Origin of the sequence: Dyella koreensis, from assembly GCF_044904565.1 — a bacterium.
GTDB lineage: Bacteria > Pseudomonadota > Gammaproteobacteria > Xanthomonadales > Rhodanobacteraceae > Dyella_D > Dyella_D koreensis.
This window is the reverse complement of record NZ_JADIKD010000008.1, coordinates 12,334-26,697: the sequence shown is the minus strand read 5'-3', so window position 1 is coordinate 26,697 and position 14,364 is coordinate 12,334. Positions and strand designations below refer to the sequence as shown.

Here is a 14,364-nt window from a genome sequence, read left to right as displayed (position 1 = left end):
GATCATAAGCAGGCTCTCATCTCTCAAGCTTTTCCAAACCGCGAATTTCACGGATACCCAGCCCCGGCGCATCGCTCACCGAGATCTCCGATTCGTTGAAGTTCACCCCGCCATCTACCGGGTTGTACTGGCACAGCGAGGGGCCGTCCAGATCCACCTTGGTGATCACATCGGACTTGGCCACCGCCAGGTGTACCGCCGCCGCCACGCTGATGCTGGTTTCCAGCATGCAGCCGATCATGCATTCGATGCCGTGCATGCCGGCGATGTCAGCGATGCGCACGGCATTGGAAATACCGCCGGTCTTCATCAGCTTGATGTTGATGATGTCGGCCGCGCGCAGGCGGATCAGCTCGATCACTTCCATCGGACCGAACACGCTCTCGTCAGCCATGACCGGCGTATGCACGCGCTCGGTAACGTAGCGCATGCCTTCCAGGTCGCGCGCTTTCACTGGCTGCTCGACCAGCTCCAGCTTCACGCCGGCATCTTCCAGCGTCTGCAGCGCATACACCGCCTGTTTTGCGGTCCAGCCCTGGTTGGCGTCGAGGCGCAGCAGCGCACGGTCTTCCACCGCGGCATAGATCGCCTTGACCCGTTCGATGTCGACGCCGATGTCCTTGCCCACCTTGATCTTCAGTGACTCGAAACCGCGATCCACCGCACTGATCGAATCGGCCACCATCTTGTCGATGTAATCCACGCTGATGGTGATGTCGGTGGTGATCACCGGGTCGCCACCGCCCAGCAGCTTGTACAGCGGCGCCTGGTAGAGCTGGCCCCACAGGTCGTAGACGGCGATCTCCACCGCCGCCTTGGCGCTGGAGTTCTTCTCCATCGAGCCCTGGATCAGTTGGGTGATGCGGTTGAGATTGGCAATCTCCTGCCCCATCAGGCGCGGCGAAATGTAGTGGCGGATGGCGTCGACGATGGAACCGTGCGTATCGCCGGTGATGACCGCCGTGGCCGGTGCTTCGCCATAACCGATGTGGCCGCTGTCGGTATGCACCATCACGATGATGTCTTCGACCCGGTCGACCGTGCGCAGCGCGGTCTTGAAGGGTGTTTTCAGTGGCACCCGCAGCATGCCGAACTGGATATCGGTGATTTTCATGAGGTCCGTCTGGCTGATGGTCTGGTCAGTGTTGTTGCGGTTCTGCATGCGCCTGGCGTATGCGCACAATGCTGGTCATGCGGTCGATATACGACTGCGTGCCGTTGAACATCAGCGGCCGCAGCGGCGTCACCGATACGGCATTGAGCTTGACCCGCCGCATCCCGCCGCCGCTCTCGCGGTAGCTGATGCCGGTGGTGTCGTGGATCACATAGGGTTCGCCGTCGATGCGGCCGATCATCATCATCACGTGGCCGGGAATGTAGATCAGGTCGCCTACCTCCAGCACGTCGATGGCGCTCTCGCGTTTGGCATGATCGTCAGCCGCCGTGAACAGCGTGTGGTCGAGCGCGGGGCTCACGCCTTGCCCGCTGGTGTTGCGCGGCATCTGCACGCCCATGCTGCGGTACACGTCGGAGGTGAAGCCGCTGCAATCGCGCGCATCGTAGGCGTGGCCCCAGCCATAACGCTCACCCAGAAACTTGAAGGCCTGGCGGATGATGTTGGCCCGCGTCAGTGGCAGGTAGTCCGGCGCGGTATCGGTGTTGTGCTGGAGCAGGGCCGGCATAAACGACAGCCTGCCGTCGTCCGCACGCAGCGGCAGCTCGATCGGATACGAGGTGTAACCAGACTGACCGTTGACCGGCTGGTCCGGCGCCAGCCCCGTCGCCAGCGGCAGGCGCACGCCCATGTCCAACTGCAGCTGCGAAACGCCAGGCTGCTCTCGGGTGAATACGGTGCGTTCGGTGGCACCGGTAATCACGCGATATGGCGCCTTGTCGGCATAGCCGAACACCTGCGCCGCTGTGCCTTCGGCCACGTCCTCGCGCGCCATCCACGCCGCGTAGCGCGGACTCACCACGAACAGCCATTGGCCATCGTTGCTCGTATGCGCGATCACCACCGGCGTACCGGGGAATTCCGCGCTTTCCTGGAAGCGATCGATGTCGGTATCGCCCTTGCTGCTGAACACGCGCAGCGCGGTGGGAAACGCGCGCAGATCGGCGCGGCGCACCACCATGCCATAGCGCGTGGCCTGTCGCTCGGGCACGCGATTCAGGGCAAGATTCGCACCTAATGCATCGAGCGTGGCCACTGGCACCGGCTTGCCATCCACATCGAACAGCGCGCCCTTCGGGCGTTTGGAAATGCCGTTGATCCACTCCAGTACCTGCGCCCGGCCCAGCGTCGCCGGCAAGGCATGCAGGTCGTGCATGGTGGGGTCGATCTTCAGCAGTCTGGCGTTCTGTGCCGCCATGGCGTCGGCGCTCAGTACGACGGTATCCGGCTGGGACGCCTGGCGTACCCAGAACTCCGGATCGAGCTGCTGCTGTGTCACACCAATCACTCCCGAGGGCGGCACCGGCAGCGTAGCGTTTGCCTCGCGCGCATGCAGCGCGCCGGCCTCCAGCAGCAGGACAAAGGCGATCGCGGCGGCAAGTGGATAACGCATCGTTCGGTTCCCAGACAAAGACAGGCTCAAGGCTGCGCCAGCCGCGACAGCACCGATGCCACCAGCAGGCCATAGCCGGTGCCGAGGATATAGCCCAGCAGCGCCAGCAGAATGCCCACCGGCACCAGCGAGCGCGAGTACGTCGCGGCCAGCACCGGCGTCGCCGCCACGCCGCCGATATGCGCCAGCGAGGAAATGCCGCACAGGTACAGATCGAAGCGGAACAGCCGCGCAAATATCGCCAGCAGCACCGCGTGGATAGCGATGATGCAGACGCCGCACATCAGGTACACCGGTGCCGAGGCAATGCCTTCGAAATTGCTTTGCGAGGCAAGCACCGCCACCACACTGATCAACAGTGTGCTGGAAATTTTGCTCGCTCCCGGAAACCGTGCCAGCGGCGTATGCGCGGCCACGAGGCCCGCCGCCGTGGCGAGCAGGATCGCCCAGGTGGCGCCGCTCACCATGCTCGACGTCGGCAGTTGCTCGCCCAGCCGGCTCGATCCCGCCGCGACCAGCAGCGCCATGCCCAGCCACAACAGCACGCTGTCCGGCGTGGTCGGACCCGTGCTTGGCGTTTCGGCGACATCGAGGTCGCCGCTCGACGTCGCGCGCGTCCAGCGGTTGAAGGCCGGCGCCATCTTCGCCACCGAAAACAGCACCACCACCCACATCGAGTAGCACAACGCATCGGTGAGCAGACTCATGGCGAGATGGGTATCGGACATGCCGATGGCCTGCTTCACCGCGATCATGTTGGCCGTACCGCCCACCCAGCTTCCGCTGAGCGCGGCCAGCGGATGCCAGCCATCGCCGGGCAGCCAGCGGCGGAACATCAGATAGGTGGCGATGAAAGCCACGAACAGGCTGATCGACGTGCAGGCGAACACGCCAAGCACGCGCGGCCCCAATTTGAAGATCGCGCGCAGATCGCAATTGATCATCAGCAGGAACAGCAGCGCCGGCACCAGCCGCGTCACCAGGGTGGACTGCGCGCCCTGGATCTCAGCGTTGTTCTGCCATAGCCCGGTCACGGCCAGGGCGGTCACCAGCAGGTAGGTCAGCACGATCGGCGGCAGCACATTGAAGATGCGCCAGCCGAAGCGCCGCTCGATCGCGGGAAACAGCCCGGCGGCCAACAACATCACTGCCAGGTAAGGCCAGACCGTCTGGATCATTGCACCCCCTCAGTGGCTCTGCGCCGGCGCCGATCCGTCCCCACGGAATAGCTAATTCCTGCAAAGCTCAATTGAAGCATAAATTATTGACCGCGGATTGCAAGCGTGCTACACAGCGATTTCGGCGATTTCTTGCGGGGAGTTTTCGCGGTGATCACGGCTCGCTCCAAACGACGCACCATGACAGGGCGGCGCCTTCGCGTCACGGCCTTTGCGCTCGCGCTGTCGCTGGCGGGCCACCTCGCCGCGCAGACCGCGCCAGCCTCGCTCGATCACACCGTGGCGCAGATCGACGCCGGCCAGTTCAAGGCCGCCGAACAAGAGATCAGCCACGCGCTCGAACAACCCGGCCTGTCGCCACAGACACGCGAGGCATGGCTGTTCCAGCGCGAGCGCATGCGCCGCATCCTGCTCGATTTCACCCTCGACGCCGACGCGGTCAAGGCGCGCGTGCGCAAACAGATTCCCGACCTCAGCGACGCGGAGTTCGCACGCTGGAATGCAGCAGGCCTGTTCGAACATCAGGTGATCGACGGCAAAACGCTCTACTTCAAGCGCTCGCCCGGCAACCTGTTCCGCCTCAGTGCGGAAGCGGTCGCGCGGCGCAAAGACCGGACGCCGATCACCGATGGCCCGATGGAAACGCTCAACGCGTACCACCGGCAGGTGCGGGAAGCGGCGCTGGCCGAACATCGCAGCAGCGTGCTGCCGCATCGCGTGCGCATGACGCAGACCGTCACCGTCGATGCCGACGCTGTGCCAGCCGGCGAAACCGTACGCACCTGGATTCCGTACCCCCGTGAGTTGCCCGGCCAGCAGGACGACATCCGCTATGTCGTCAGCGCGCCCGCGAAGCACGACATCGCGCCCACGTCGGCGATGCAGCGCACCGTATATCTGGAACAGCCAGCCAAGGCAGGGCAGAAAACGGTGTTCTCCGTCACCTACGAACTCACCTTGTCCGCGCAGTACCACGTGATCGATCCGGATAAAGTGGTCGCGCCGCGCATCACGCCGGAACTGGCACCCTACGTCGCCGAGCACCCGCCGCATGTGGTGTTCACCGATGCCATGCGCGCGTTCTCGCGCAAGGTCGTGGGTGACGAAAAGAATCCCTATCGCATCACACAGAAGCTGTTCGCCGCAGTGGATCAGATCCCGTGGGCCGGCGCGCGCGAGTACTCCACCATCTCCAATATCAGCGACTACACCTTGCACACCGGCCACGGCGATTGCGGGCAGCAGACGCTGCTGCTGATCACCCTGCTGCGCCTCAACGGCATTCCGGCGCGCTGGCAGTCGGGCATGGTCTTCGCGGAAAACGGCTACAGCAATATCCACGATTGGGGCCAGGTCTATCTCGCGCCTTATGGCTGGGTGCCGATCGATGTCACCACCGGCCAGCTGTATCCCACGCAGCCCGCCGATGCGCCGCTGCAATGGTTTTACCTCGGCGGCCTCGACGCATGGCGCATCGCTTTCAACAGCGACTACGGCCAGTCCTTCGCGCCGCCCAAGCAGCACTTCCGCTCCGACAACGTCGACTCGCAACGCGGCGAGGTCGAGTGGAAGGGCGGCAACCTGTACTTCGACCAGTGGGATTACAGCTTCAAATGGGACGTTTTGCCGGCTACGAAGGGGAGCACCGGCAGGTAGGGATTTCCACAACACACGCATCGACAGCATCGTCGGGGAGACGGGGAGATGGGGGAGATGAGCAGTCGCTTGGCGCGCAAGGGTGCGCCGTGTATGACATTCACGCGCAAGAGTGCGCTTTGTTTGGCCATGGGCGTCGCCCTGGCTTCGCTGGCACCGGTGGCACAAGCGGCCAATAACGATGGCACAGTAGTCGGCCGCACGCAGGCGGGTGCCGCCGTAACCATCCGCGACCCGGCCACCGGTTTCGCGCGCACGGTCACCGCCGACGAGAAAGGCAACTACCGCATTTCGTTCCTGCCGGTCGGCAAGTACGTGCTGGAGAGCCGCAAGGACGGCAAGCTCACCACGCAGCCCGCCGATGTCACCGTCACTCTGGGCAATGCCACTACGGTGAACCTTGGCGTGAAGGATCTGGAAGGTGTCAGCGTCACCGCCACCAGTGTGATCACTGCGGTGGATGTGAGCTCCACCGAGTCGGCGACCAATATCAGCCGCGAGGAACTGCGCCGCCTGCCGGTCGACCAGAACATTGCCTCGGTGGCGCTGCTGGCGCCTGGCGTCAACAAGGGCAACGCCTCGTTCGGCGGCATCACCTTTGGCGGCTCGTCGATCGCCGAGAACGCGATCTACGTCAACGGCCTCAACGTCACCGATTTCTACAACCGCAACGGTTACTCCGAAGCACCGTTCGCGTTCTACCAGGAATTCCAGGTCAAGACCGGCGGCTACTCGGTGGAGTTCGGCCGCACCACCGGCGGCGTGATCAACGCTGTCGCACGCTCTGGCACCAACGAGTTCAAATACGGCGCTGAATTCACGCTCGAACCGGGCGCCTGGCATTACCGGCCCAAGAACCGCTATGACGCCAATGGCAATCGCTATCTCGCCTCAAGCGAGGATCGCGACGGAATGATGAAGACCAACGTCTACGCGTCCGGCCCCATCGTGAAGGACAAGCTGTTCTTCTTCGCCATGTACGAGGCCCGCGGCAGCACACCGCGCAACACCAGCGACGATGGCACCACCCTCACCAGCAACGGCGCCAAGACCGGCTTCTGGGGCACCACTATCGACTGGCGTATCAACGACAACAACCTGCTGTCGTTGATGGCCTTCTCCGACAAGAACAAGAACACCGGCGACGTCTACGACTACACCTTCGATACGCGCACACTCGGTGCCAAGACCAACCAGATCTTTTCCGACACGGGCGGCAAGAACTGGGCGCTGACCTATACCAATTACTTCACCGACGATCTGTCGATGAAGCTTCTCTACGGCAGCAACTCGCGCCAGTCGTACACCCGCTCGCTCAGCGATCTCGAATGCAACCGTGTGGTGGCGGAGACCAAGGTCACCCATGCCGTGCCCGTCCCCGGCGGCGCCACCCTGGGCTGCACGACCAATTCCACGGTGGAAAAGCGCAATGACACTCGCAAAGAGGCCCGCGCGGATTTCGAATGGAAACTGGGCGACCACCTGCTGCGCTTCGGCTATGACCACGAGAAGGATACGTCGGACTACAAGCGCCACTACACCGGCCCGGGAGCGATCTACTACAACGTCTATTTCGCCACACCCGGCTCTACCATCAACAATACCGGTGGCGTGCTGCCGCCCGGCTATACCGCCTATGTGCGCGCGCGCCGCTATGAGATCGCCGGCACCTTCGAAACGACCAACTCCGCCTACTACCTCGAAGATAACTGGCAGATCACTCCTACCCTGTTGCTCAACGCCGGCATCCGCAACGACGGTTTCGACAATAAGGCCGCGGACGGTTCCAGCTACATCAAGATGAAGAACATGTGGGCGCCGCGCTTCGGCTTCTCCTGGGACATCAAAGGCGACGGCACCACCAAGCTGTTCGGCAACCTGGGCCGCTACTTCCTGCCAGTAGCCAACGTGATCAACATCAAGCAGGCCGGCGGCCTGCTCGATGAGCGTACCTACTACGCGTTCGACGGCTGGCAGATCATGGATCGCAACGGCAACCAGTACGCGATCCCCAAGCTCGGTCCGCAGCTCGGCGGCGTGGACACCTCGCAAGGCAGCGGCAGGGTCGGCGACCTGCGCTCGCAGGTGGACCATGACATGGACCAGGTCTACCAGGACGAAGCCATCCTCGGCTTTCAGCAGCTCATCAACACCGCCTGGTCGTGGGGTGTGAAGGGCACCTATCGCCGCCTGCACAACGCCATCGACGACATGGAGATCAGCGCCACTGGCAAGTGCGGCGGCGACGGCTACATTGGCTGGGTCATGGCCAACCCCGGCAAGAAGGTCACGGTCTGGGGCGACACCAACTGCACCGGCAAGCGCGACGGCTGGGTCACCATCGACACCTCGAAAGAAGGCTGGGCGATGTACGACGCCGACGGCAACTACCTCGGTCAGCGCGGCTGGGTGAAGCCCAAGCGCACCTATACCGCGCTGGAATTCCAGATCGACCGGGCGTGGGATGCGAAATGGGCGTTCAACGCCTCGTACACCTTGTCGTGGAACCGCGGCAACGCGGAAGGCCCGGTCAATTCCGACACCAACTTCGACGACACCGGCCGTACCGAGAACTTCGACAATCCATGGGTCAACCTGGGCGGCAACGGCTACCTGCCTAACGATCATCGCCATCAGTTGAAGATGCGCGGCACGTATTCGTTGACCCCGCATTGGCAGCTGGGCGGCGACCTGACCGTACTGTCCGGTGGACCGATCACCGGCTTCGGCGTGGGCAACCCTTACGACGCCACCAACTATCACAGCTACTACATCTGTGTGCAGAACTGCTCGTCGGACCGCTCGGAAGATCGCGTCTATGAGCGCTCGCCGCGCGGCAAGTACGGCACCATGCCGTGGACCTACAACCTCGGCGCCAGCATCACCTACCTGATGCCACTGGGCGACAAGGGTCAGCTGCGCGCGAAGTTCGCCGTGTACAACCTGCTCAACCAGCAGCGCACGGTAGCGGTGGACCAGGATCTGCAGACGTCCATCGGCGACGGCACCAACTCCACCTTCCGTCAGCCGCTGCGCTTCCAGGCGCCGCGCTTCATGCAGCTGACGGTATCCGTGGATTTCTGAGTTCCTCCCCACGGCGGCCCGCATGTTGCGGGCCGCCTTCTTTTAGGCCATGCCCCAGATACTTTCCTCTTCGCCTCCCGACGCGCAGGACGCCGATGCCTTCTTCGACGGCGTCGACTTGCGCCGCCTCGCCGAACGCCTGCCCACTCCCTTCCACGCCTATTCCGCCCATGCGATCCGCCAGCGCATCGACGGTCTGCAGCAAGCCCTGCACGGGCTTGACGCCACCCTCTGCTACGCGGTGAAAGCCAACTCAACCCTGGCCATCCTGCATCTGATGGCTGAAGCCGGCGTCGGTGCCGACATCGTGTCTTCCGGCGAACTGTGGCGCAGTCTGCACGCCGGCATCCCGGCGGAGCGCATCGTGTTCTCCGGCGTTGGCAAGACCGAACAGGAAATCGCCGAAGCCCTGGCCGCCGGCATTCTGCGTTTCAATGTCGAATCGGCTGACGAACTGCATACCCTGCAGCGTCTCGCCAGCGACCTGCACATCGCGGCACGCGCGGCTGTACGCATCAATCCGGATGTGGACGCGCAGACCCACGCCAAGATTTCCACCGGCAAGGCCGAGAACAAATTCGGTGTGAGCATCGCCGAAGCGCGGCGCTGGTTTGCCGAAGCCGGCCGGCTCACCCACGTACGGCTGGATGGTCTGCATGTGCATATCGGCTCGCAGATTCTCAGCGTCGAGCCATTCCGTCTGGCGTTGCAGCGTGTCGCCGCGTTCTGGCGCGAGCTGGAAGCCAATGGCCACGCCATCGCCAGCATCGATGTCGGCGGTGGCCTGGGCGTGTGCTATCGCGCCGGGCAGGATCATCCGGTAGCGCCGGCCGACTATGCCGCCGCGATCCGTGAAGCGCTGGCCGGTTTCCGCGGCCGCATCCTGCTCGAACCCGGCCGTTATCTGGTGGCCGAGGCCGGTGTGCTGCTGACGCGTGTGATCCGCATCAAGCAGGGCGAACGACAGAACTTCCTGGTGCTGGACGCCGCCATGAACGATCTGCTGCGCCCCAGCCTCTACGACGCCTGGCACGACATCGTGCCCCTGGTCGACGGCCAGCGGGAGCGCACGCGCTACGACGTAGTCGGACCGGTCTGCGAAACCGGCGACACCTTCGCGCGCGATCGCGAGCTGCCCGAACTGCGGCCCGGCGATCTGGTGATGATCCGCGGTACCGGCGCCTACGGCGCCTCCATGGCCTCCACCTACAACTCGCGCCCGCTCGCCGCCGAGGTGCTGCTCGACCAGAGGCGGCATGCCATAGTGCGGCACAGGCAGCGTTTCGAAGACATGGTGGCCGGCGAGCAACCGGCTCGGGACTGGGACATGGCATGAAAAGCAGGCGCATGAAGACACGGCGACTATCCAGCACAGCGCTCACTTTGGCGCTGACCTTGTGGGCCGGCGCGGCATGGGCCCAGCAAGATCCGCCCATCACCATCGACACGCATGTGGATATTCCACTCGCCTATATGCGCGAAGCGCGTTTCGACGTTGGCAAGGACACGCCGCTGCGCGTCGACCTCGGCAAGATGGAGCGCGGCGGTCTGAATGCAGCATTCTTCGTCATCTATGTGGAACAGGGCCCGCTGACGGCCGAGGGTTATGCCCATGCCGTCGCGCAGGCAAAACAGAAGTACGACGACATCGACCTGATGCTGAAGCGCTACCCGCAGCGCATCCGCCTGGCCACCACGCCCGATCAGGTCATGGCGAACCGCAAGGCCGGCAAGCTCTCAGCGATGATCGGCATCGAGAACGGCTACTCGCTGGGCCACGACCTGAAGAACCTCGACGCGGCCTTCGCGCGCGGCGCCCGCTATATCGGCCTGGCTCACGTCGGCCACAACGACCTGTGCACCAGCTCCATGCCCACCGCCGACCTGGGCGATCCGCCGCTGAGCGATGCGGGACTCAGCGCATTCGGCCGCAGCGTGGTCGAGCGCGCCAACCAGCTCGGCATGATGGTCGATATCTCGCACAGCTCCGACGCCTGCGTGCGCGATGTGCTGCAGGTATCGAAGGCGCCCATCATCGCCTCGCACTCCGCCGCCCACGCGTTGATCAATCATCCGCGCAATCTGCCTGACGACCTGCTGCGCGCCATCGCGGCCAAGGGCGGCGTGGTGCAGGCCGTGGCGTACAAAGGCTTCCTGAAACTGGATCCCGGCCGCGAACTGGCGGAGAAGGCCTTGCAGGCACAGGTCGCGAAGCAGGCAGGCGACAAGACCTACGACAGCGAGAAGCATGATTTCCTGCCCGCCTATGTGGAAGGCATGCGCCGTATCGATGCGGCATTTCCGCTGCCCACGCTGGACGATTACGTCGCGCATATCCGCCACATGGTCGACGTGACCGGTATCGACCACGTCGGCATCGCCTCCGACTTCGATGGCGGCGGCGGTATCGATGGCTGGCAGAATGCCAGCGAAACCCGCAACGTAACCGCGGCACTGCGCCGCCATGGCTTTAGCGACAACGACATCGCCAAGCTGTGGGGCGGCAATCTGCTGCGCGTGTGGCGTGCGGTCGAACAGGATGCCGATGCGCATCGCTAGGCGGTGGCTGACTGCCGCGCTGGCCCTGACCATGGGGCTGGCTCACGCGCAGACGCCGAAAGAAACCTTCGATCCGCTGATCGATGCCGTGATGGCGCGCTATCGCCTGCCCGGCCTCGCCGTCGGCGTAATCGACCACGGCGAGGTGATCTACATGCGCACGGCGGGCGAATTGGCGCGCGGCTCCGGCCAGCCGGTGACGCCCGATGCGCTGTTCAAGATCGCCTCCAACAGCAAGGCCATGACTGCGACCCTGCTCGCGCGACTGGTCGAGCAGGGCAAGCTGCGCTGGGACGATCCGGTGACGCGTTACCTGCCCGCCTTCCGCATGTTCGATCCCTGGGTGACGCAGCACATGCAGGTCGGCGATCTGCTGACGCATCGCAGCGGCCTGCGCGAAGGTGCCGGTGACCTGATGCTGTGGCCCGAACCGAACCACTTTACCCGCACGGACATTGTCTCCGCGCTGGCGTGGCTGAGGCCGGTCTACAGCTTTCGCGCCGGCTACGCCTACGACAACCTGCTCTACGTCGTCGCCGGGGAAGTCGCAGCCGCCGCGGGCGGTGCACCTTACGAGACGTTGCTGAAACGCGAGGTGTTCGAGCCACTGGGACTCTCGCGCTGCCGGGTTGGCGAGTGGCGGCGCGATGCGATGGCGCCGGTTGCGCTCCCGCATGTGAAGCACGACGACGCTTACATACCATCGATGCCGGATGACCCAGTCGTACATCCCACCACCATGGAAGCCGCGGGCGGCGTGCAATGCAGCCTCAACGACATGCTGGCGTGGGCGCATCAATGGCTTGCACCTACGCCGCAGCAACTGTCGTGGCTGCCGCAGGCGCAACGCGACACCTTGTGGACTCCGTACACACCGATGCCGATTTCCGCGCAGCGCCGCGCGTGGGATGGCACGCGCCTGTATGCCTACGGCTATGGCTGGCGCATCGCTGACGTCGACGGCGCGCTCACGGTGTCGCACACCGGCACGCTGTCCGGCATGTATTCCGCGCTGTACCTGCTACCGGATCGCCAGAGCGGCTTCGTGGTGCTGATCAACGGCGACGCCGACGACGCGCGCACCGTGCTGGTGGAGGTGCTGCTCAAGCATTTCACCGCGCCCCAGAAGGCGCGCAGCGTGGATAGCTATGCCGACGAGCTCGCCGCCAAGGAACATACCCGGCGCACCTCGCGCGTACCGGACACGTCCGCCCGACACCCCGCCACGGCCAACGAGTTGCGCAGCCAGCTGGGTACATGGCGCGATCCGTGGTTCGGCGACATCACGCTCTGCCCGCGCGATGGCGGCGTGATTTTCGCCACCGCCAAGTCACCCCGCTTGCGCGGTCCGGTGATGCGCGTGGGCCAGCGCTACCTGGTGCAGTGGGAGCATGGCGACGCCGAGGCCTGGCTCTCGCCATCCACCGGCAAGGATGGCCTCCTGCATTTGAGCAAGGTCGATCCCGATGCGGATTTCAGCTACGACTATGAAGATCTCGCCTTCAAGCACGTACGCGGCTGTGAATAAGTCCGCGCGATCAGGCTGGCTCGCTGCGGCAGCGATGGCCTCCCTTGCCTGTGGTTGCGCCACGCAGGCCGACAAACCGCCGCTTGCCACGGGCACACTGGCCGCGGCGGGACTGGTGGATGTCCGCAGCCTCGTGCCGGATATTGCTGAAGACATCAAATACGCCGGCAGCGACAATTTCGTCGGCGCGCCGGTGGAAGGCTACGAGGCGCCGAAGTGCTATCTGCTTCGCCCCGCGGCGGAAGCGCTGCAACGGGTCGAACTCGCCTTGCGCGCCAGCCATCAACGCCTGCTGTTGTGGGACTGCTATCGCCCTGCGCGCGCCGTGCGGCATTTCGTGCGCTGGGGCGGCGACCTTGCCGACCAGCGCACCAAGGCTACGCACTATCCGCACCTGGACAAGCGCGTGCTGCTCGGCGACTACATCGCGCCGCGCTCCGGTCACAGCCGTGGCGCCACGCTGGACCTGACCCTGATGCAATGCGATGCCGGCGGCGATCACTGCGAACCGCTCGACATGGGTACGCCGTTCGACTACTTCGACCCGCTCGCCAACACCGATTCGCCCACGGTCACCGCCACGCAGCGCGCCAACCGCGACCGTCTGCGCAATGCCATGACGCACGGTGGCTTCCGCAACTACCCGTTCGAGTGGTGGCACTACACGCTCAACCCCGAACCCTCGCCGGACACTTACTACGACCTGCCCGTGCGCTAAGAGGACCTCATGCGCTTTCTCGTCCGCCTGCTCGCCCCGCTACTCATCCTTGGCGCCGCCAGCGCCCATGCCGACAACACCGAAACGCTGATGCAGCGCTACACCGGCAAAGTGCCGGGCGCCTCGCTACTGGTGCTCAAGGATGGCAAGCCGGTGCTGCGCAAGGCCTATGGCTACGCCAACCTGGAAAGCGGCGAAGCAGCGACACCCGCCACCCATTACCGCCTGGCCTCGGTCAGCAAGCAGTTCACCGCGGCGGCGATCCTGCTGCTGGCGCAGGACGGCAAACTGAAGCTCGATGATTCGGTGCGCCACTGGCTACCGTCACTGCCCGCCACCGACCAGGCGATCACCCTCCATCATCTGCTCTCGCACAGCTCCGGCCTGATCGATTACGAAGACCTGATTCCGCCCGGCACCACAGCACAGCTCAACGACAACGACGTGCTGCGCATGCTCTCCACCGAGACCCGCAGCCACTTCGCACCCGGTACCAGTTATCGCTACAGCAACAGCGGCTATGTGCTGCTCGGGCTGATCGTGGAGCGAGCCTCCGGCCAGCGCCTGCCGGACTTTCTGCGCAAGCGCATCTTCGAACCGCTGCACATGGACCACACCCTGCTACGCGAACCCAACGGCCCCGAGCCCGCGCATCGCGCCTTCGGCTATAGCGAAGTTGACGGCAAGTGGACCCGCACCGACCAGGATCTGACCAGCGCCACACGCGGCGACGGCGGCATCTACTCATCCATCGACGACCTCGCACGCTGGGACGCTGCGCTCTACGACGATCGCCTGCTCAGCGACGCCTCGCGCAAGCTGGCCTTCGCCGCACAGAACAAGGTCACCGGCGAAGACGACGTCGATGCCTACGGTTATGGCTGGCGTGTCCACGGCGACGTGCGGTGGCATTCCGGCGAAAGCATCGGCTTCCGCAACGTGATCGTGCGCTGGCCGAAACAGCATGTGACGGTGATCCTGCTCAGCAATCGCAACGATCCCGAGCCGTATCGCACCGCGCTGTCGATCGCGCAACCGTTTCTTGGAGATTGAGAGTCGGCGATCATTTCAGGG

10 protein-coding genes are annotated in these 14,364 nt (G+C 64.3%); 7 read left to right on the top strand and 3 right to left on the bottom strand.

Translation table 11 applies throughout. The features are described 5' to 3' along the window. Nucleotides 1-16 precede the first annotated feature (16 nt). Genes ISS97_RS05820 through ISS97_RS05810 form a run of 3 tightly spaced genes read right to left on the bottom strand, consistent with a single transcriptional unit; the run spans nucleotide 17 to nucleotide 3,745 of the window. Entirely contained in the window at nucleotides 17-1,114 is a 1,098-nt protein-coding gene (locus ISS97_RS05820; RefSeq protein ID WP_379987188.1) for a dipeptide epimerase, read from the bottom strand. 25 nt (nucleotides 1,115-1,139) lie between these two features. Continuing rightward, the gene (locus tag ISS97_RS05815) at nucleotides 1,140-2,567 is read right to left on the bottom strand and encodes a C40 family peptidase (RefSeq protein ID WP_379987189.1); all 1,428 of its coding nucleotides are present in this window, start codon (nucleotides 2,565-2,567) and stop codon (nucleotides 1,140-1,142) included. A gap of 26 nt (nucleotides 2,568-2,593) precedes the next feature. Then, a complete protein-coding gene (locus ISS97_RS05810) occupies nucleotides 2,594-3,745 on the bottom strand; it encodes a DUF819 family protein (protein ID WP_379987190.1) in 1,152 nt (383 codons plus the stop codon). A gap of 180 nt (nucleotides 3,746-3,925) precedes the next feature. Between ISS97_RS05810 and ISS97_RS05805 the strand changes: the two genes are divergently transcribed. The 7 genes from ISS97_RS05805 to ISS97_RS05775 are packed head-to-tail and all read left to right on the top strand — an operon-like array spanning nucleotide 3,926 to nucleotide 14,343. After that, on the top strand, nucleotides 3,926-5,401 hold the full coding sequence (locus ISS97_RS05805; protein WP_379987191.1) for a transglutaminase-like domain-containing protein: 1,476 nt from the start codon (nucleotides 3,926-3,928) through the stop codon (nucleotides 5,399-5,401). A 57-nt stretch (nucleotides 5,402-5,458) separates the two neighbouring features. Further along, nucleotides 5,459-8,485 (top strand): TonB-dependent receptor, encoded by a 3,027-nt coding sequence (locus ISS97_RS05800; RefSeq protein WP_379987192.1) that lies wholly within the window; start codon nucleotides 5,459-5,461, stop codon nucleotides 8,483-8,485. A 49-nt stretch (nucleotides 8,486-8,534) separates the two neighbouring features. After that, on the top strand, nucleotides 8,535-9,821 hold the full coding sequence (lysA, locus tag ISS97_RS05795; RefSeq protein ID WP_379987193.1) for a diaminopimelate decarboxylase: 1,287 nt from the start codon (nucleotides 8,535-8,537) through the stop codon (nucleotides 9,819-9,821). Beyond that, complete coding sequence (locus tag ISS97_RS05790) at nucleotides 9,818-11,044, top strand: dipeptidase (RefSeq protein WP_379987194.1); 1,227 nt, start codon at nucleotides 9,818-9,820, stop codon at nucleotides 11,042-11,044. Before lysA ends, ISS97_RS05790 begins: the two co-directional genes overlap by 4 nt. Then, on the top strand, nucleotides 11,031-12,572 hold the full coding sequence (locus ISS97_RS05785; protein WP_379987195.1) for a serine hydrolase domain-containing protein: 1,542 nt from the start codon (nucleotides 11,031-11,033) through the stop codon (nucleotides 12,570-12,572). Before ISS97_RS05790 ends, ISS97_RS05785 begins: the two co-directional genes overlap by 14 nt. A 34-nt stretch (nucleotides 12,573-12,606) precedes the next feature. Beyond that, complete coding sequence (locus ISS97_RS05780) at nucleotides 12,607-13,290, top strand: M15 family metallopeptidase (RefSeq protein ID WP_379987230.1); 684 nt, start codon at nucleotides 12,607-12,609, stop codon at nucleotides 13,288-13,290. Nucleotides 13,291-13,299: 9 nt separating this feature from the next. Then, complete coding sequence (locus ISS97_RS05775; protein ID WP_379987196.1) at nucleotides 13,300-14,343, top strand: serine hydrolase domain-containing protein; 1,044 nt, start codon at nucleotides 13,300-13,302, stop codon at nucleotides 14,341-14,343. The last annotated feature ends 21 nt before the right edge of the window (nucleotides 14,344-14,364 follow it).